Origin of the sequence: Mycoavidus sp. SF9855 (assembly GCF_024582735.1) — a bacterium.
Lineage (GTDB): Bacteria > Pseudomonadota > Gammaproteobacteria > Burkholderiales > Burkholderiaceae > Mycoavidus.
The window spans coordinates 868,655-887,605 of record NZ_CP102085.1 but is presented as its reverse complement, the minus strand read 5'-3'; the positions used below and the strand labels follow the sequence as shown (position 1 = coordinate 887,605).

Below are 18,951 nucleotides of genomic sequence, written 5' to 3'. Positions count from 1 at the left end.
AAATCTTTGTCAAGTTGAGGCCAGCAACGACATAAATAATGTATGACATTGGGGGTCTAACTGAAACCACTCAGCCGTACGCTGACGCTAGATTGCCGTGCCTCAAACCTTAAACTGGATTAGACTAACGCCTAACAAAAGCACGCACTTAAGCCTTACTCAGACCGGAATATGCCTTTTCAACCATTAAACGAAGACCTTTCTACCTCCAGCATCACGCCCCAGACTCGCCAAGCCAACGGCCATACGCCAATGATGCAACAATACCTGGGCATTAAAGCCGAGCACCCGCACACTTTAGTGTTGTATCGGATGGGGGATTTTTACGAGCTTTTTTTCGAGGATGCAGAAAAAGCTTCGCGCTTACTTGATTTGACACTAACGCAACGCGGCGCATCGGCTGGACAAGCCATTAAAATGGCCGGATTGCCGTATCATGCACTCGAGCAATATCTAGCAAAGTTGGTCAAACTAGGGGAATCTGTCGCCATTTGTGAGCAAATTGGCGACCCTAATACCTCAAAAGGGCCCGTCGAGCGCAAAGTCGTGCGCGTGGTCACGCCCGGCACACTCACCGATGCCGCTCTACTTTCAGACAAGCATGATGCCTGCTTGCTGGCTTTTTACGCGGTGCCAAACCGGCGCAACCGGACGCAAACCATTGGCCTTGCTTGGCTCAATTTAGCCAGCGGCGCTTTGCGACTTAGCCAGACCGCTCCGGCCGATCTGCTGGCGACTCTTGAGCGAATTCGCCCAGCCGAGATCCTGGTCGCAGATACGGATCATAACGACGCCGCGCTCGCTCATTGGTCTGGCGCCTTAACGCGTGTTCCCAACTGGCATTTCGACCTTGCCGCAGGCCATACACGCCTCTGCGCGCAGCTTGGCGTCGCCAACCTCGATGGCTTTGGCATTGATTCTTCAGCCGTTGCCTGCGGTGCAGCGGGCGCCCTCTTACTCTATGCCGCAGCCACTCAAGGCCAGCAACTGCGCCATATCTGCAGCGTGCAGGTTGAGCAAGAAACACACTATATTAGCCTTGATCCAGCCACGCGCCGTAATCTTGAACTCACCGAAACCCTGCGTGGCACGGAAGCGCCAACCCTCCTGTCCGTGCTCGATGTCTGTTGTACCTCAATGGGCAGTCGGCTGCTACGCCATTGGTTGCACCACCCACCCCGCGCAGCACACCTTGCCCGTACACGCCAACAAGCCGTCACGGCGTGGCTCCAGGCAGTACCGAATGCTGCCGGCGACGCACTGCTTGGGTTGCGCCAGAGCCTACGGCAGATAGCGGATATCGAACGGATCACCAGCCGGATTGCACTTTTGAACGCCCGCCCGCGTGATTTAGCTAGCCTGCGCGATTCGTTTAGCCAATTACCCACAATCCGCACGCATCTCACCCCGCTGACTGAACACGCTCCGTTGCTGATTGCATTAAAAGCCGCGCTCGAACCACCTGCCGAGTGCGTAGCATTACTGCAACGAGCCATTGCAGCTGAGCCGTCGGCCATGATTCGTGACGGCGGCGTGATTGCCCGTGATCACGATGCACAGCTTGACGAGTTGCGTGAACTGTCCGAAAACTGCGGACAGTTTTTGCTTGAGTTAGAAGCGCGTGAACGCACGCGGACTGGGATTGCGAATTTACGAGTCGAATACAATAAAGTGCACGGTTTCTTTATTGAAGTGACCCGCGGTCAAACAGATAAAGTACCCGATGACTATCGGCGCCGGCAGACCTTAAAAAACGCCGAGCGCTATATTACCCCTGAACTCAAAGCCTTTGAAGACAAAGCCTTGTCAGCTCAAGAGCGCGCCCTCATGCGTGAAAAAACCCTCTACGATGAACTGCTGCAAACGCTCTTGGCTTATATTGCAGAGTGCCAACGCATCGCTGCCGCCTTGGCTGAACTCGATGTCCTGGCAACCTTGGCCGAACGTGCCCGCGCTCATGATTGGACGGCGCCTGAATTAAGCGATGAAAGCGGGATTGAGATTGAGCAGGGACGCCACCCAGTGGTTGCCGCTCAAATTGAGCGCTTCATTGCCAACGATTGCCAGCTTTCTACACAGCGTAAACTGCTCTTGATCACCGGCCCCAATATGGGGGGTAAATCAACTTTTATGCGGCAAACCGCACTGATTGCGCTGATGGCCTATATTGGCTCTTATGTGCCGGCTCAGCGCGCGCGCTTCGGGCCGATTGACCGCATTTTTACGCGGATTGGCGCAGCCGATGATTTGGCGGGGGGGCGCTCAACCTTTATGGTTGAAATGACAGAAGCCGCCGCTATTCTGAATAATGCCACGCCAGCCAGCTTAGTACTGATGGATGAGATCGGCCGCGGCACATCGACTTTTGATGGGCTTGCACTGGCCTGGGCGATTGCACGGCATTTGCTTAGCACGAATGGCTGTTACACGCTATTCGCCACACATTACTTTGAGTTGACGCAATTACCTGACGAGTTTGCACAAGCCGCCAATGTGCATTTATCCGCCGCCGAGCATAAACAAGGGATTGTGTTTTTACACACCGTGAATGAAGGTCCAGCCAATCAAAGCTATGGCTTGCAAGTGGCTCAATTAGCCGGCGTGCCGCCCGCGGTGATTCGCGCTGCGCGCAAACACCTGCAGCACTTGGAACAGCAAGCTTCAAGCCGCCCTTCGATGCAACTCGATCTTTTCAATGCATGTGCGCCCGCTGCCCCCGCACTTGACGAGAGTGTATGCACTGCTCAACCGGAGCACCCTACTTTGAGCAAGCTACGCGCACTGAACCCAGATGAAATGCGGCCACGTGAAGCGCTGGAAATATTATTTGAATTACACGCGCTCGCGACGCAAACAGAATAAACGAGAAATCGCCCCCACTACTAGTTGTCATAGCAATCAACGTGGGGGCGAAAGCAGAAAAGCAGAAGTTTAATTTAGTGCAGAAGGGGCGCAGAATCATCCTCTGGCGCATCAGAATGCAGTGCCAGACCATCCGCTCCATGCACATGACGATGGTCAATTTCTTCGGCCGTCGCGGCACGCACTGCCACTACTTTTAGGTCAAACCTGAGCGCCACGCCAGCCAGTGGATGATTGCCATCCAGCACAACATGATCCTCGGCAATATCAGTGACGATATAGATGGGCAAATCGTCTGGATCCTCGTCCTCATCCTCTTCGTCTAACAGGCCCTCAAACTGCATCCCGACTTCCAATGGCTCGGGAAAACGGCTACGCGGCTCGACTCTAATGAGTTCAGCATCATATTCCCCAAACGCCTCGGTGGGTTCGAGTTGTATCTTGGCCTCAAACCCTAGCTCTTGACCCTCTAACGTTTGTTCAATCTTTGGGAAAGTGCTCTCATAGCCACCATGCAGATACACCATTGGCTCACTGCTTTGCTCAATCAGTTCATTCTGCGCATCTGATAGGGTATAAGAAAGGGACACTACGGTATTTTTTACAATCTTCATCATTAAATTCTCCACAACACAGACGATATTATACGATGCGAACATCCGCCTGGCTGCAAGAATATAGCTGTACTCGGGTTGTCACCACACACAATCTAGGCATCAGCCCCTCGCCGAAAAACTTTGCAACATTGCTACTGCGGCATCCTTGACTTCACCGATAACAAGCTTGGTCCAACCGTAACCCACCAAGCCTTGTTGTAGCTCATAGAATTCCCGTGAAATATAGGTTTCCCAACCCGCTGGTACGCATAACAAAAACATTCCGTTCTCAGCAAGCTGGGGATAGAATTCTTGATTTTTATGCATATGCGGGATTGCGTTGTGGCGCAAGCGTCTGATTACATCATTTTTGGAAACACGACCATATCCAACTCATGCGTGTGATCTTCAACGCTAAATGGCATCAAATCTTCAGCGCTAAGTGGCGCCCTCAAGCAGCGCCCAATGCGCACCAGGCGATTCATGCTATGCACAACCACGGTGTCGCCGGTGCGAGCGAAACTCATCAACGCTTCCAATTGCGGGCGCTTAACATCCTTGCACGCGGCGAAGGGTGCGGTCAACCTGGACGCCCTCCAGTTGCCGTTCTGGGTTCTGCTCGAAGATGCTGACCCAGATGTACCCAATATGCTGTTCGTTCATGGCTTGCTACTGCGCTCCGACCAGCATATTTTCAATCAAGCGGATCATAGTTTCCTTTTGTGCCGCTGCCGATTCGGCTACCAGTAGCGCCAATGCCGCGAGTCCAATGTCGTTGATGACCGGTTGCCCTTCTCGCATCAGCGCGTTGTTGCGGTTCAGAAAATCGACGAACAGGAAAGCGCCAGTGCGTTTGTTGCCATCTGCCAGCGGATGGTTCTTGATGACGAAATACAATAAATGTGCCGCCTTGCGTTCAATGGTCTGATAGGCTGGCTCGCCGAATACGGATTGATCAAGGTTGCCGAGAATTGCTGCGAGCGCATCGCCGCGTTCAAGCCCGAATAAATCGCTGGCCTCGCTACGGGACATGAAATCGGCTTTCAAGCTGGCGATGGACTGCCTTACTTCGTCAAGAGACAGCATTACACCACCGGTCGTACCGTTTGGATCGGTCAACAATCCTTCATCGTAGCGCTGCAACAACAAAAAGGTTTGAGTATAACGGCTGACGATCTCGACTAATCCTCGCCCGGTATCGGCAATCAGATCGGGGGATTGCGCAGTTTTTTTGACTAGCGCCAGTGCCGCTTCCAGTTCGGCGGCGTTGTGCTCGAAGCGGGCGCGATCCAGCGTCCAGCCCTGCATCAAATAGTCGCGTAGAATACCTGTTGCCCATTGGCGAAATTGCGTGCCGCGCTTGGAGTTGACACGATACCCGACAGAAATGATGGCATCGAGGTTGTAGTGCTGCGTTTGATAAATCTTCCCGTCCCCGGCAGTACGTGCAAAATTTGCACATACTGAACTTTCCTCAAGTTCTTCCTCCCGGAAGACATTCCGGAGGTGCTTAGTAATTACCGAACGCTCCCGGCCAAACAGTTCGGCCATCTGTTCCTGAGTCACCCAAAGGCTCTCGCCTTCAAGCCGAACAGTAACTTTCCCGCCGTCTGCTGATTCATAAATGATTATTTCGCTCATTGCTCAAATTCCCCGAAAAATGTCAGGGAAGACTCCATTACCTTTTGAAAGATATGTCAATAAATTGAAAATTTAACTCTATCCTGACGTAATTTACACGGAGAATCTGACGTCAGGATAGAGCATAATAGTATGTCCCATACATTCAGACTCAACGTGCAAGCATAAAGGAGGACGCCACTTAGCGCTGAAGATTTGATGCCATTTATCGGTGAAGATCACACTCATGCGCTCAAAAGACGCCATCCACATATCTAACGATGAGAGATAAACATAAGCGCTAAAATTTTATCGTCAGAAAGCTTGGTCACTTGCTTGATAAAATCAAACGCTGCACCTCTCGCCCACATATTTCTAGCTATTTCCAGCGTAGCTTCTTGCCAACCTTTTTGATGCCCCTCTTGCAAGCCTTTTTGACGCCCCTCCTCAATCCAAGATTGTGCAATCGACATAATGTCCTCCTGATAATGTGGCGCATGGTTAATCACAAATTGGACAAACTGCTGTTTATCCATTCCTCAACCTTCTTTTACTAGATAATATAGCAAGATCTTTGTTTTTTCAATCGCTAATGGATAGCGCTCAAAGAGTTCAAATACCTTAGACACGAGTTGCTGAAAATCCCAGTTGTAGATAATATTTTTGCGCTAATTTCATTACCGTACAATGCTTATGCGTCATCAATACATTGTCCGGTATTGCCGATAGCGCAATCAGTTGAATGGATTTTGTCAGCGCAAATATTTCTTGTTCTATTGCTTTGTGCCTGAAGTTGTAAAAGGGAAGGCAAATGTGTTTGCAGAAATTCTTTGGCAATCTCCACGTCCATCAAAAACAGCTTGAATAATGCATCATGCGGCATCGATAAATAACCCAAGTTTGGGATAAAGAAAGGCAGAGCGAAAAGAACGCTATTTGCTTGAAAGCGAGCGAGCGCTAAGCATTTTTAGCTTGATAAGCCGTGTTATACGCTCGACATCCGCTGGCTTAAATCCAGCTGCCACAACGACAAAATTCGGAGCCCTCCAAAAATGGAGGCAAGATAGGCCAAGGGGGAATTAACGGTGCGCATAGAATTAAAATATTCACCACCGGTCAAGCACACGACCATATCTTATGACTTTTGGCCTATATCAAAACAAAGGCGGAGCGAATACAGTATAGGAATTATTCATTCGCCCTGTTTCCAAAAGAGTCCGATGAAAAATTTAGGCGCTCTGCCCCCTTCTTATGCCGATGAGGCATGGAAAAATGCATTAGATGTGTATTTCAAAGAGTTTATGCAATTCTTCTATCAGGAAATTGCTGCCCAAATTGCATGGGAAGTAAAATATGAAATGCTGGACAAAGAGCTGCAAGGCTTGAGTGCTAAAAGCAAAGTGGGCAAAAAGCTAGTAGATAAACTCATCAAAGTTCGCCTAAAAAGTGGAGCAACTTGCTTCGTGCTATTACACATTGAGGTGCAGGGGCAGTATGAAATAAACTTTGCGCAAAGACTTTTTGAGTATTTTTACAGGTTATATGATCGTTATCGACAGCCGGTCCTAACGATGGTGGTCTTAACAGATAACCGCCCTAACTGGCGCCCTAAAAGCTACCCGATGCAAGTGTGTGGCCATAAGGTCAACCATTTCCGGTTTTTGACCAGCAAGCTCCTAGACTATCGCGATCAAAGAACGGCTTTATTAGAACACACTAACCCATTTGGCACGATAGTGGCAGCCCATCTTGCAGCATTAGAAACACGCACAGATCCCAATGCGCGTTACCAGCATAAATTTGCATTAATGCGCCAGCTATATAGAAATGGGTTAGCTAGAGAAGCCATTTTAAATTTATTCAGTTTTATTGATGGTGTATTAACTTTGCCCAAAGAGTTTGAAATTCGCTACAATAGTTCAATCAAACAACTGGAAGGAGAATATAACGTGCGATATATAACGAGTGTAGAGCGTATCGGCAGGGAACAGGGTCTTAAAGAAGGTATACAGCAAGGTATTGAAGAAGGTATACAGCAAGGCCAATCTACTTTATTGAAAACTCTGTTAGAAAGTAAGTTTGGTACTTTAACCAAACCCTATCAACAGCGCCTTAATAAAGCGAATATGAATACTTTATGCCAATGGGGCAAACGTATTCTCACCGCTCAAACGCTTGACGAAGTTTTTTGAATTGATTGTTTAATGCATCGACTGAAAGAACGACGTTCAGATCGATGATATTTGTTTGAGTAAGCTTTTACCTGAGCTAGCGCATGGACTGTTTGGCACGCTTTATGCTGACAAAGGCGATATCTCAAAGAAACTAACGCTAACTTTGAAGGAGCTTGGCGTTAAATAGCTCATTTAGCAATTGTCTAATCGTTGGTTAGTCACGTGCCACATATTCTGTCACGGCGTCCCAACGATAAGAGTACTAGACCAAATGTAGCTAATTCGTCGATCCTGCAGGCTCAACACAACTCCTGCTGCCCAATGACCGCGGGAAACTGCTTGGGCGCTTTAATACGCAATTGCTTATTGACACTCATCCGGCCAAACACAACCTCGATCGCCGAGGTTGGCACGCCAAACTCTCCCGCTAGAAAGCGCACCATATGGTCAGTTGCCTTGCCGGCACAGGGCGCTGCCGTAACGCTCACTTTAAGCTGATGTCCTTTGACCTTGCCAATGGCATTCTGTTTTGCGCTTGGCTTGCCGAGAATATTGAGGACCAGTGTATCGCCATCCCAGGAAAAAACGGATGGCTGAACAGTGCGGTGGGTTTTGGTCTTTTCTGTATTGACTTTCTTGCGTTTCATCGCGGCGATTGTTACTGTCCAAAACGATCCAAAAGCCAGGCGATGATGCAATCCTAGTTAGCGATTTTGTGCGAGAAGAAGCGATTGAATATCGCCGCTCTCATTGCTTAAAATTATTTGCTTTCCGATTTTACTTTAGGAGCTGGGCGCGCCTGAGCACTGAGCTGCTCTGCCTGCGCAGAAGTCAGCCCAAATTGTTCCATCAGCCGGTTCAATAACGCTATTTCAAGCCCCGTATTGCGCGCCCGATCTTGCCAGCGCGAGCTTTCTTGGAAACGTCCAATTAACACCTCTTCCATCCCACGGTGCGTAATTGAAATCAAAGTCGCTCCGTTTGGATTGTGTTCTACTAACATCCGGAAGCGGTCACGCATGCCTGATGAATATAATTTATCTGCAACTTGACCAAGAGTGCGACGCAGCCAATCATTAGAAATTTGCGCGCGATTTTCAGTCCAATCGGTTTCCATTAAGCCCATCTCAGGCCGATCTAGGGTTAATGTGAATCCACTCTGCGTCCAGAATGCTCGCAATAATGGCCATAATTGCGTGGGGGTATAGCCTGACACAACCAGCCAACGTTGATAACCATCATCCTCAACGTGTAGCCTCATCGGCTGCGCTGCCGGCCCTGGAAGTGGCTTGGGCGTCGTTGCCGCACGTTGCGATACCGTCCCTAACGCTTTAATCGTAGTCTCTGTCGGCGCAGACAAATACTCGTTATGCTGTTGTATCGGCGCCAAATCACGAGGTATCGACAGAGCCGACGCAGCGTGTGCGCTTTTATAGTCGACCCGGTCTGGGGAGAACCATTCATTTACTGAGCTACAGCCCGTCAGTGTAGAACTGATCAGCAAGGTAGTAGCAACGCACTGGGCAAAAAAATAAGGCTTAATATGTTTCATCGGAGGTTGTTCAAGACTGGCTCACAGCCGGAAGGTAGATGAGTTGCAAGGGGGCTTTACGCCAAACCTGCTTCGTGTAACGCAGTACGCACAGCAGCATGATGAGATTCATCCAGTGGCGTTAGCGGCAAGCGGATACCGCTTTTAATCTTACCCAACTGCGCCAATGCCCATTTTACTGGAATCGGATTCGATTCAATAAAAAGATCACGGTGCAACGCTAAAAGTTGCATATGGATTGCCCGGGCACGCACCACCTCGCCAGCCATCGCTGCCTGACACAAATCGCTCATGGCACGCGGCGCAAGATTGGCTGTCACCGAGATATTGCCGTGGCCGCCCATTAATATCAATGCCACCGCCGTCGGGTCATCACCACTGTAAATTGAAAAATGCGCAGGCGCAGATTGAATTAATTCAATGCCGCGCTCAAGCTTGCCGGTTGCATCTTTAACCCCAACAATGCCTGGCACTTGCGCCAGTCGCAAAATCGTTTGATTACTCATATCCGCCACTGTGCGACCTGGCACATTATATAAAATCAGCGGCAAATCAACCCGCTCGGCAATCTTCGTAAAATGCTGGCAGATACCCGCTTGCGTTGGCTTATTGTAATAAGGCACGACTTGCAAAGTCGCATCAGCGCCGACTTGCTTGGCATATTCAGTCAGGGCAATCGCCTCAGTCGTCGAATTGCCGCCAGCGCCTGCAATCACTGGAATGCGCGCGGCTGCATGGGCCACTGCGGTTTTAATTAATAGCCGATGCTCGTCGATTGAAACGGTAGGCGATTCTCCGCTGGTGCCGACAATCACAATACCGTTTGTGCCTTGTTCTACATGCCAGTCAATTAATGCGCGCAAGGCGGGTAAATCAAGGCTGCCGTCTTCGAACATCGGCGTGACCAGCGCAACAATACTGCCGCGCAGAGAAAAAATAGGCGTTTCTTTCACAGAATAAGTCATCGAATTATGGATAGATCAGGCAATCAAGTTTAATTGTAGCGGATTAGGAATAAGACAGGCCCATCGCTTCGCGCACATCGCGCATTGTCTCTTGGGCAATTTTGCGAGCTTTATCGCACCCATCTGCCACAATCGCGCGCAATAACGACGGATCATCGATATATTTTTGGGCCCGCTCAAGCATCGGCTGTTGCTCATGCAAAATGGCCTCAATCACGGGTTGTTTGCATTCAAGACAGCCAATGCCCGCGCTACGGCACCCCTTTTGCACCCAATTTTGCGTCGTTTCATCCGAGTAGGCCAAATGCAACTGCCATACTGGGCATTTGTCTGGATCTCCCGGGTCAGTGCGGCGCACACGGGCCGGATCGGTTGGCATGGTGCGCACTTTCTTTTCAATCGAGTGCTTATCTTCACGTAGTCCAATCGTATTGCCATACGATTTTGACATTTTCTGCCCATCTAGACCTGGCATGCGTGAAGCCTTAGCCAATTGCACTTGCGGCTCAACCAAGATGAGCTTACACGCCCCCTCAAGATAGCCAAACAGCCGTTCCCGGTCGCTCATGGATAAGCTCTGAGATTCCTGCAAGAGCGCGTGCGCTTGTTCTAATGCTTCACTCTGTCCTTCTTGCTGGTAGGCATTACGCAATTCATGATACCGTTTGGTGCGCCGGCCACCGAGCTTTTTGGCAGCTGCTAACGCTTTTTCTTCAAAACCGACCTCTCGGCCGTAGAGATAGTTAAAGCGACGCGCGATCTCGCGCGTCATTTCGACATGAGGGATTTGATCTGCGCCAACGGGCACAAGCGATGCGCGATAAAGCAAAATATCCGCCGCCATCAACACCGGATAACCCAGAAAACCGTAAGTGGCTAGATCTTTCTCTTTGAGTTTTTCAATTTGCTCACGGTAAGTGGGCACCCGCTCTAACCAACCTAGCGGCGTACCCATGCCAAGCAGCAGAGTTAGTTCTGCATGCTCAGGCACGCGGCTTTGGATAAACAGCGTCGCCTGCGCTGGATCAATTCCCGCCGCCAGCCAATCGATCAAGACTTCCCAAACATGCTGCTCGATCACGTCCGGCGTTTCATAGTGGGTGGTCAATGCATGCCAGTCAACCACGCAAAAAAGGCATGGATATTCGGATTGCAGCCGACCCCAGTTTTTTAAGACACCATGATAGTGCCCAAGATGGAGCGCCCCAGTTGGGCGCATACCGGAAAAAATACGATCTGGAAACAACATAATCTCAGCGCATAAGAGCAACAAAAGGGGTTAACAATAAGGCGATGATATCGTAGCCCAGCCCAATCAGCGGGCGCAGCCACACGCGGCCTAGCACACCCGTCATAACCAGCGCCAGCACGATAAAAAAACCATAAGGTTCAAGCCGAGCTAACTTCAGGGCGGGGCGAGGCGGCAGCAACGAAACCAGTATACGCCCGCCGTCTAACGGTGGCAGTGGCAATAGATTAAACACGCAGATCACTAGATTCACCAGGACACCGGCCATCGCCATGCGTAAAAAGAAAGGCTCATCAACGCCCATCGCCGCCAAAATAATACCCGCCAGCGCCCAGATAAAAGCTTGCGCAAAATTGCAGCCAGGTCCCGCCAGCGAGACCCAAAGGCTATGCCAGCGCGGATTGCGTAAATTACCGAATGCCACCGGCACCGGTTTTGCATAACCAAACAAAAAAGCGCCATTGGTTGCAAAATAAAGAAACAGCGGCATCGCAATCGTCCCAAGCGGGTCGATATGCTTAAGTGGATTAAGGCTCACTCGCCCTAATATATAGGCCGTGTTATCGCCAAACAATCGCGCTACATAGCCATGTGCAGCTTCATGCAGAGTGATTGAGAATAAAACGGGTAAGGCGTATACCGCAACAGTTTGTATTAAATGGTCCATAACCCGCTATTGTAACCAAGCGCGGACACAAGGTTTAAAAATCCAAGATGAATGATGCATCTAGCGCCTACTTCCGAGACCTAACGAGACACATAGAGGATAAGCGCGGCCATTAGCTTAGCCCTTACAACCATGCTTGCCAGACGGGTGTTAGATCAGCCGGTAACGCTGGCAGGCTGCCCAGCGCCGTCCGGCTTTCTTTGGGCGCATGGAAATCTGAACCACGCGAAGCCCAAAACCCGTAGTGACGCGCAACCTGCGCATATTCCTTATACTGCTGAGGAGTATGGCTACCGGTGATGACCTCAATCGCCATACCGCCCAATTCTTTGAAAGTGGTAAACAACCTCTCGTATTCAGGCGGCGTATATCGATAACGGCCTGGATGCGCGATCACGGCCACGCCGCCGGCTGCTTTAATCCAGCTGACTGCGTCCGTCAGCGGCGCCCAGCAATGCGGCACAAAACCAGGATGACCTTCAGTTAGATAGCGTTTAAACACTGCCGGCAGCGATGGCGCAAAACCCGCTGCAACTAAATAGCGTGCAAAATGTGTCCGTGAAATCAAATCCGGGTTAGAGACATAACGCAGCGCCCCTTCATAAGCATCTGCTATACCCACATTGGCCAGCCCTGCGGCCATTGCCTGCGCGCGCACCACTCGCCCTCGGCGGGTCTCAGCTAGGCCATCAACCAGCGCCACACAGTCTGGATTGATATTCAAGCCAACCACATGCACGGTGCGCTCAGACCAAGTGACCGAGATTTCAACGCCATGGACATATTGCATGCCGAGCGCAGTAGCGGCTTGATGCGCTGCGTGCTGGCCGCCTAATTCATCGTGATCCGTCAGCGACCATAGCTTCACACCGCCTTCGTAGGCATAACGAGCTACCTCTGCCGGCGTTAAGACACCGTCTGAAAAATTTGAATGGCAATGAAGATCAGCGTTGAGCATAATGAAAGTTCAGGAATAGGTATATTTTACTTGTTTTAATATGTAATTTTTAAATTTTTCTTGTGTAATGCCCTTATCTTAAGGTCACTTCATCATGAAGCGTGCACTACGGTACTCATTTACTATGGTAGCCGTTATCACTGGCCTTATTGCTATTCCGTTATAGCTGGCCTTATAGGTACTGGGGAGGGTATTATAGCCGCTATAGAGGGTGGTAAACGAGCCACCTTTAACGTCCTGCTTTTTTAGAATAATTTGAGTATAGGAATTCGCTATGAAATTGATTCAAGACTTCAAAACATTTGCCATCCGGGGCAACGTGATGGACTTGGCCATTGGTATCATTATTGGTGGTGCCTTCTCGACGATCGTTAATTCAGCCGTGAAAGATTTAATTATGCCTGTGGCGAGTATATTTACAGACGGCCTAGATTTTTCAAATAAATTTCTCAAGCTAGGCGCGATACCCGCTAACTTTCAGGGCAACCCCCACTCTTACAAAGATTTGCAGACAGCTGGCGTAGCGCTTTTTGGCTATGGCAGTTTCGTGACGGTCGTGATTAATTTCATTATTTTGGCCTTTGTGGTTTTCTTAATGATGAAATTTATTAACAAATTGCGCGATGGTCAAGCGCCTATCGCAGGAGCCCCTGCTGCCGCTCCGCCAGAGAATGTCGTGCTGCTGCGGGAAATCCGCGACGTCCTCAAGCAAGCAAAATAAAGGGCCTGATTTAGCCGCATCAGCGCGATAGATATGCTACACGCCACCATTGCCGACCCAAGTGTGTATGCGCGTAGCATCGCCAAGTCGTGAGTATTTATCGGTTGAGTCAAGCAAAACGATAATTAGTGGGCGGTTCTGAATGGTAACTTGCATCACCAAACATCCGCCCGCTTCACGGATAAAGCCCGTTTTCTGCAGGCCGATTTCCCAGCTAGCATTGCGTATCAGCGCATTGGTGCTTGTATACTGAATGGCCTGTTTGCCGGTAAAGACATGATGGCCAGCATTGGTTGAGAACTCACGGATCAACGGATACTGATAGGCCACGTTGACCATTTTAGCCAGATCACGCGCGCTGGAAACATTACGGCTGGTGAGTCCAGTGGAGTCGAAAAAATGCGTATCCTTCATCCCCAAAGCTTGGGCTTTTTGGTTCATCGCCGTAATAAAAGCCAGCCGGCCACCTGGATAGTGGCGCGACAAAGCAGCCGCAGCGCGGTTTTCAGATGACATCAACGCAATATGTAGCATATCGGCGCGCGATAAGCGCGACCCTACGGATAAGCGCGAGCTCGTGCCTTTTTCAAAATCGCGGTCTTCGTTGCTAATTTCAAGTGTGTCAGTCAGCGGCAAATTGGCATCGAGCGTCACCATTGCGGTCATCAGCTTACTAATCGAGGCAATTGGCAACACTACCCGGGCATTTTTTTCAAAAAGTGCCTCATTCGTATTTTGATCAATCACATACGCCACACTTGAACGTAAAGCCAGCGCATCGGGCGTCTGGTGGAGGCCAAAGGAGCGGCCTAGCGATGGCGCGGAGGGCTTAAATGCCACGCGTCGTACCTTCGTGCGCCGCACTTGTGCGCGCTGCCGGTAGGCCGGAGTCCGATAGGCGGCCGTATTACTTTTTAGATTGCTACTGGCAACCCGTCTGGAGCGGGCCGTGCTTGGCTTACGCGGAGCATAGGTCAAACCCTCTACAGCGCCCGCCAACGGCGCAGCTGCACAGCTCACCGCAGGAGCCGCAGAGGCTAGCCGGGGCAGAATGCTAAGCGCCATTATCACACTTAAACACAGCGCCGGCGGCAGCGTGGAGCGAATAAAGCTATTTCGCATGAGCCAAAACTAAGAAAAATGGTGAGAACTCATTCATGTTGTTTAATTTCAGCAACCCAAATAAGTTTATCAGTGTAGTCAGGGCTTAAATAAATAACCATTACAAACTGTATTAAAGTGAGCTTAAACGAAGTGGAAGCTTATAAGGTTTGCATCCTATGCTTACGCTCGGCGACTTGCATCATATGGGTTGCAATCACAACACCAATTGTTACAACTGTAATAAAAATCGTAGCAAGGGCATTCATTTCTGGATTTAAACCCAGGCGCACGCGCGAGAAGACAACCAACGGCAAGGTTGTCGAACCCGGTCCCGATAAAAAGGACGATAACACAAGATCATCGAGTGACAACGTAAACGACAGCAACCAGCCGGCTATCAAGGCTTGTGAAATTAAAGGTAAAGTGACAGTAAAAAATACCTTAATCGGGGTAGCGCCAAGATCAAGCGCCGCTTCTTCTAGCGCCGGATTTAAGTCGCGCACGCGCGACTGCACAATAATCGCCACATAAGAAATGCCCAGCATCACGTGACCGGCCCAGATGGTCAGGATCCCTCGCTCAGCCGGCCAACCGAAGCAATTGCTCAATTCGACAAAGAGCAATAATAACGAGATTCCTTGAATCACCTCGGGAATCACCAACGGCGCATTAATCATCGCACTATACAGCGTAAAGCCGCGAAAGCGCCCCATGCGCGCGAGCACAAAGCCCGCCCAGGTGCCGATGGCCACCGATGCAAAGGCCGTCAGCGCCGCAATCCGTAACGATAGCCACGCAGCGGCTAGCAGTTCTTCGTCATGGAGCAGCGCTTGATACCATTTCAGCGAAAAACCAGTCCAGACCGTCACTAATGCTGACTCGTTAAACGAGTAGACAATCAAGCTTAGAATCGGCGCATACAGAAAAAAGAAGCCCGTACCCAGCATGGTGAGGCGTAATGATCGGTTTGGTTTAATCATGACTTGCTTGCGAGTTCTTTAACTTGGGCGTGCTGAAACAGCGCCATTGGCACGAGTAACAGTAGCACCATCGCACAAGTCACTGCCGAAGCCATTGGCCAATCAGCATTATTGAAAAATTCGTTCCACATGACGCGGCCAATCATTAAAGTATCCGCTCCGCCAAGCAATTCTGGAATCACATATTCCCCCACCGCTGGAATAAAAACCAGCAGACAACCCGCCATAATGCCGTTTCTTGAGAGCGGCAGCGTAATTTGCACAAAGGCTTTCCATGGCCGCGCCCCCAAGTCATGAGCCGCCTCCAACAAGCGCAAATCCATTTTGACTAAATGCGCATAGAGCGGCATCACTAAAAAAGGCAAATACGAATACACCATACCGATATAGACCGCGATATTCGTGTGATAAAGCTCAATCGGGGTTTCGATCAAACCGGCCCATAGCAGAAAATTATTCAATAAACCATTATTCTTCAGAATCCCAATCCACGCATAAACGCGAATCAAGAACGAGGTCCAAAAAGGCAGCATCACGGCCATTAGCAAAATATTGCGCGTGGCAGGATGTGAGCGCGCAATGTAATACGCCATCGGATAACCGAGCAACAAGCACAGCCCGGTCGAAATCGCCGCCACTTTTAATGAATTAACATAGGTCGCAAAATACAGGCTATCTGTTAGCAAGAACGCGTAATTCGATAATTGCAGGGTGATTTTTAGCGCGCCATCTTTGAGCGCAGTCAACTCAGTATAAGGCGGAATCCCCAGCCGCAAATCCGTAAAGCTGATTTTTACGACCAGCAAAAAGGGCACAAAGAAAAAAAGTAATAACCAGATATAAGGGCCCGCGATGACCGCGGCGCGGCCCTGTGGGGCTAAGCGTTGCAGCCATACCTTCATTTCGTCAGCACCACGCCCGACTCTGGGCTCCAGCTGATAAACACTTCATCCTCGTAAGTAGGCGCTTGCATTTCAGTGAGCGCTAGACTTGAAACATTGGCCACCACCATCTTGCCGGAATCAAGCACCACATGGTAAAGCGTGTAGCCACCCCGATAGGCAATATTGTCGACTTTACCGCGCGCCCAGTTGTAATTTTGCGCCGGTGCTTGCCGCGTCACGGCAACCCGCTCTGGGCGCACAGAAATCAGCACCTCCATATCAAGCTGGCCAGTGACCCCATGGCTGACATATAAGGGTTTAGGCAATTCCAGGCTATGCACAAAGATATGATCGGCCTCGTCCTCAACAATCGTGCCGGCAAACAGATTGGCCGAGCCGATAAACTCAGCGCAAAAGCGGCTATTTGGATATTCATAGACTTCGTGCGGCGTGCCAATTTGCACAATCCGCCCATCCGTCATCACCGCCAGCCGGTCTGCCATAACCATGGCTTCTTCTTGGTCATGCGTGACCATGATGCAAGTCACACCGACTTTATCGAGAATATCCATCAATTCAATCTGCGTGCGCTGCCGGATTTGTTTATCTAGCGCCGACATCGGCTCATCCAGCAACAACAACTTGGGCCGCTTCACCAGGCTGCGCGCCAGCGCCACACGCTGTTGTTGACCACCCGACAATTGCTGCGGCTTACGCGTAGCCAGATGGCTCATTTGCACCAGTTCAAGCGCACTCGCTACACGCTCTTGAATTTCCGCTGTGGGCCGGCCCTCTTGTTTTAACCCAAACGCGACGTTAGCCTGTGCCGTCATATGAGGAAACAGCGCATACGACTGAAACATCATATTCACCGGACGCCGATAGGGTGGCATTTGGGCCAAGTCTTCACCATCAATGAGAATCCGGCCCGAGGTCAAGGTTTCAAAACCAGCCAACATCCTGAGCAAAGTCGATTTGCCACAGCCTGAACTGCCAAGCAGAGCAAAAATTTCCCCTTTTTTGACTGACAGACTGACATTTTGCACGGCAGTCGTTGCCCCAAATTTTTTGACTGCATCAATAATTTGCACGAAGTCACCTTCCTGGCTGAGCAGGCTAAATGGCTTAGTAGGCGTAACGGAAGGGGCCCATCCCAATCCATGCGAGAAATCACTGCTCATTAAAAATTAATCCCCTGACTCAAGAGAGTTGAATTTGACAGTTTGCCACCGGTTTAGAGTGGACATCTTATTTAAAAAATCAGATTTTATCTATGCTGCAGCTTACTGCCAATCAAAAATTTAGATCATTCGTCTTGACTTCATTGATGCCTGCGCTTAGCTACCATAAAAAAACTAAAAGCCGGTTTTAAATTCAGTCCAGAGTCGCGTCATTAAACGCGCCGTCTCAGGCGGTAGCGGCTTAAGCAAAAAGAGCTTTTTAATCATCTCGGGGCGGGGATAGATTGCCGGATCGTTCGCCACTAATGGATCAATGTACCGCTTGGCCGCTAGATTCGCGCTGGGATAGTAGACTTGGTTAGTCATGGCGGCATGCACCTGTGGCGTTTCAATATAGTTAATCCATTGCAGCGCAGCTTCTTTATGCCGTGCATCTTTGGGAATGGCCATCACGTCAAACCAAATAGGCGCCCCACTGCGCGGAATAAAATATTGAATCTGATACTCTTTCTTTGCCTCACGCGCACGGCGCCCAGCAATCACTACATCGCCAGACCAGCCAAAAGCAAAACAGATATCGCCCCCGACTAAATCATTGATATACCCCGATGAATTAAATTGCGTAATATAGGGCCGGATTTGCTTAAGCACCTTGAGCGCCGCCCTATAATCTTCGGGGTTTGTACTGTCGGGGGCTTTACCAAGATAATGCAGCACCGCGGCAAACAATTGATCTGGCGCATCCAGCATAGACACCCCACAGCTTTTCAACTTGGATACATATTCGGGCTTAAAGAGAATATCCCAATTATCAAGCGGCACATCTTCACCGAGCACCTGACGCACTTTGGTGACGTTATAGCCTAGACCCGTCGTGCCATAGGCCCACGGCACAAAATAACGGTTACCCGGATCGGCGCCGGCAACAATCTCCATCAGTTGAGGATCAAGATTTTTCAGGTTAGGCAGTTTTGATTGATCAAGCGGCTCAAAAATGTCTGCTGCACGCAGCCGGCCAGCATAATTGCTGGTAGGAGTCACCACATCGTAACCAGAGCGTCCCGTTAACAGCTTCGCTTGCAAAATGTCAGCACTATCGTAAACGTCATACCGTGCTTTAATGCCCGTTTGCTTTTCAAAACCGGCAATCGTATCCTTGGCAATATAGTCAGACCAATTATAAAGATTCAGCCGCGGCTCGTTTGCACCGGCCAACACACATGGCGTAGCGCACCATACACAGATTAAAACTTGCGGCAAGCGCAACCAGCGCTGTGCTGCCAGGAGCCAGAACGATACAGCAGATAAAGTCAGATGGCCGGCTATTTTAATCTTCATTTTTGCGCTTCCTAGTTTTAACGCGAGGCGAAACTTACCCTTGAAAAACGCAAAAATATCACCAAACTCCAATGAAAGCGACCATCGTTATAAAAAAATG

General features: G+C 49.9%; 19 protein-coding genes and 1 pseudogene. 3 read left to right on the top strand and 17 right to left on the bottom strand.

The window, feature by feature from the left end:
* Positions 1-252 precede the first annotated feature (252 nt).
* Entirely contained in the window at positions 253-2,862 is a 2,610-nt protein-coding gene (gene mutS / locus NQD60_RS03850; RefSeq protein WP_257101258.1) for a DNA mismatch repair protein MutS, read from the top strand.
* 74 nt (positions 2,863-2,936) lie between these two features.
* On the opposite strand, the gene NQD60_RS03845 is transcribed toward mutS, so the two are convergent.
* The 6 genes and pseudogenes from NQD60_RS03845 to NQD60_RS09160 form a co-directional block, all read right to left on the bottom strand.
* Positions 2,937-3,476, bottom strand: coding sequence for a peptidylprolyl isomerase (locus NQD60_RS03845; protein WP_257101257.1), 540 nt, complete (start codon positions 3,474-3,476; stop codon positions 2,937-2,939).
* A 102-nt stretch (positions 3,477-3,578) separates the two neighbouring features.
* Entirely contained in the window at positions 3,579-3,785 is a 207-nt protein-coding gene (locus tag NQD60_RS03840; protein WP_257101135.1) for a hypothetical protein, read from the bottom strand.
* Between the two features lie 140 nt (positions 3,786-3,925).
* Positions 3,926-4,121: pseudogene (locus NQD60_RS03835) on the bottom strand (recombinase family protein); the annotation flags it as partial.
* A gap of 6 nt (positions 4,122-4,127) precedes the next feature.
* Positions 4,128-5,099, bottom strand: coding sequence for a virulence protein RhuM/Fic/DOC family protein (gene rhuM / locus NQD60_RS03830; RefSeq protein WP_257101134.1), 972 nt, complete (start codon positions 5,097-5,099; stop codon positions 4,128-4,130).
* Positions 5,100-5,353: 254 nt separating this feature from the next.
* Positions 5,354-5,614: a hypothetical protein gene (locus NQD60_RS03825; protein WP_257101133.1), complete on the bottom strand. Its 261-nt coding sequence runs from the start codon at positions 5,612-5,614 to the stop codon at positions 5,354-5,356.
* A gap of 155 nt (positions 5,615-5,769) precedes the next feature.
* Positions 5,770-5,928 carry a hypothetical protein gene (locus tag NQD60_RS09160; protein ID WP_368736114.1) on the bottom strand — a complete coding sequence of 53 codons (159 nt, stop codon included), beginning with the start codon at positions 5,926-5,928 and terminating at the stop codon, positions 5,770-5,772.
* A 370-nt stretch (positions 5,929-6,298) separates the two neighbouring features.
* Here NQD60_RS09160 and NQD60_RS03820 point away from each other — a divergent pair, with 370 nt between their 5' ends.
* Positions 6,299-7,270, top strand: a complete 972-nt coding sequence (locus tag NQD60_RS03820; protein WP_257101132.1) for a hypothetical protein — start codon at positions 6,299-6,301, stop codon at positions 7,268-7,270.
* A gap of 281 nt (positions 7,271-7,551) precedes the next feature.
* Here the strand turns inward: NQD60_RS03820 and NQD60_RS03810 are convergent, their stop codons facing one another.
* The 6 genes from NQD60_RS03810 to NQD60_RS03785 all read right to left on the bottom strand — a co-directional run bounded on the left by NQD60_RS03810 (position 7,552) and on the right by NQD60_RS03785 (position 12,643).
* Positions 7,552-7,899: a DUF167 domain-containing protein gene (locus NQD60_RS03810; RefSeq protein ID WP_257101130.1), complete on the bottom strand. Its 348-nt coding sequence runs from the start codon at positions 7,897-7,899 to the stop codon at positions 7,552-7,554.
* A 113-nt stretch (positions 7,900-8,012) separates the two neighbouring features.
* Complete coding sequence (bamC, locus tag NQD60_RS03805) at positions 8,013-8,804, bottom strand: outer membrane protein assembly factor BamC (RefSeq protein WP_257101129.1); 792 nt, start codon at positions 8,802-8,804, stop codon at positions 8,013-8,015.
* Positions 8,805-8,860: 56 nt separating this feature from the next.
* Complete coding sequence (gene dapA, locus NQD60_RS03800) at positions 8,861-9,769, bottom strand: 4-hydroxy-tetrahydrodipicolinate synthase (RefSeq protein WP_257101128.1); 909 nt, start codon at positions 9,767-9,769, stop codon at positions 8,861-8,863.
* A 43-nt stretch (positions 9,770-9,812) separates the two neighbouring features.
* On the bottom strand, positions 9,813-11,015 hold the full coding sequence (locus NQD60_RS03795; protein ID WP_257101256.1) for a tryptophan--tRNA ligase: 1,203 nt from the start codon (positions 11,013-11,015) through the stop codon (positions 9,813-9,815).
* A 7-nt stretch (positions 11,016-11,022) separates the two neighbouring features.
* A complete protein-coding gene (locus NQD60_RS03790; RefSeq protein WP_257101127.1) occupies positions 11,023-11,685 on the bottom strand; it encodes a site-2 protease family protein in 663 nt (220 codons plus the stop codon).
* 124 nt (positions 11,686-11,809) lie between these two features.
* Positions 11,810-12,643, bottom strand: a complete 834-nt coding sequence (locus tag NQD60_RS03785) for a 3',5'-nucleoside bisphosphate phosphatase (protein ID WP_257101126.1) — start codon at positions 12,641-12,643, stop codon at positions 11,810-11,812.
* 274 nt (positions 12,644-12,917) lie between these two features.
* Here NQD60_RS03785 and mscL point away from each other — a divergent pair, with 274 nt between their 5' ends.
* Entirely contained in the window at positions 12,918-13,364 is a 447-nt protein-coding gene (gene mscL / locus NQD60_RS03780) for a large conductance mechanosensitive channel protein MscL (RefSeq protein WP_257101125.1), read from the top strand.
* A 36-nt stretch (positions 13,365-13,400) separates the two neighbouring features.
* Here the strand turns inward: mscL and pbpG are convergent, their stop codons facing one another.
* The 5 genes from pbpG to NQD60_RS03755 all read right to left on the bottom strand — a co-directional run bounded on the left by pbpG (position 13,401) and on the right by NQD60_RS03755 (position 18,851).
* Complete coding sequence (pbpG, locus tag NQD60_RS03775) at positions 13,401-14,429, bottom strand: D-alanyl-D-alanine endopeptidase (protein WP_257101124.1); 1,029 nt, start codon at positions 14,427-14,429, stop codon at positions 13,401-13,403.
* 197 nt (positions 14,430-14,626) lie between these two features.
* Positions 14,627-15,445: an ABC transporter permease subunit gene (locus NQD60_RS03770; protein ID WP_257101255.1), complete on the bottom strand. Its 819-nt coding sequence runs from the start codon at positions 15,443-15,445 to the stop codon at positions 14,627-14,629.
* A complete protein-coding gene (locus tag NQD60_RS03765; protein ID WP_257101123.1) occupies positions 15,445-16,350 on the bottom strand; it encodes an ABC transporter permease subunit in 906 nt (301 codons plus the stop codon). The genes NQD60_RS03770 and NQD60_RS03765 overlap by 1 nt, the downstream gene beginning before the upstream one ends.
* Positions 16,347-17,513, bottom strand: coding sequence for an ABC transporter ATP-binding protein (locus NQD60_RS03760; RefSeq protein ID WP_257101122.1), 1,167 nt, complete (start codon positions 17,511-17,513; stop codon positions 16,347-16,349). The genes NQD60_RS03765 and NQD60_RS03760 overlap by 4 nt, the downstream gene beginning before the upstream one ends.
* Before the next feature lie 174 nt (positions 17,514-17,687).
* A complete protein-coding gene (locus NQD60_RS03755) occupies positions 17,688-18,851 on the bottom strand; it encodes a polyamine ABC transporter substrate-binding protein (RefSeq protein ID WP_257101121.1) in 1,164 nt (387 codons plus the stop codon).
* Positions 18,852-18,951: the final 100 nt, after the last annotated feature.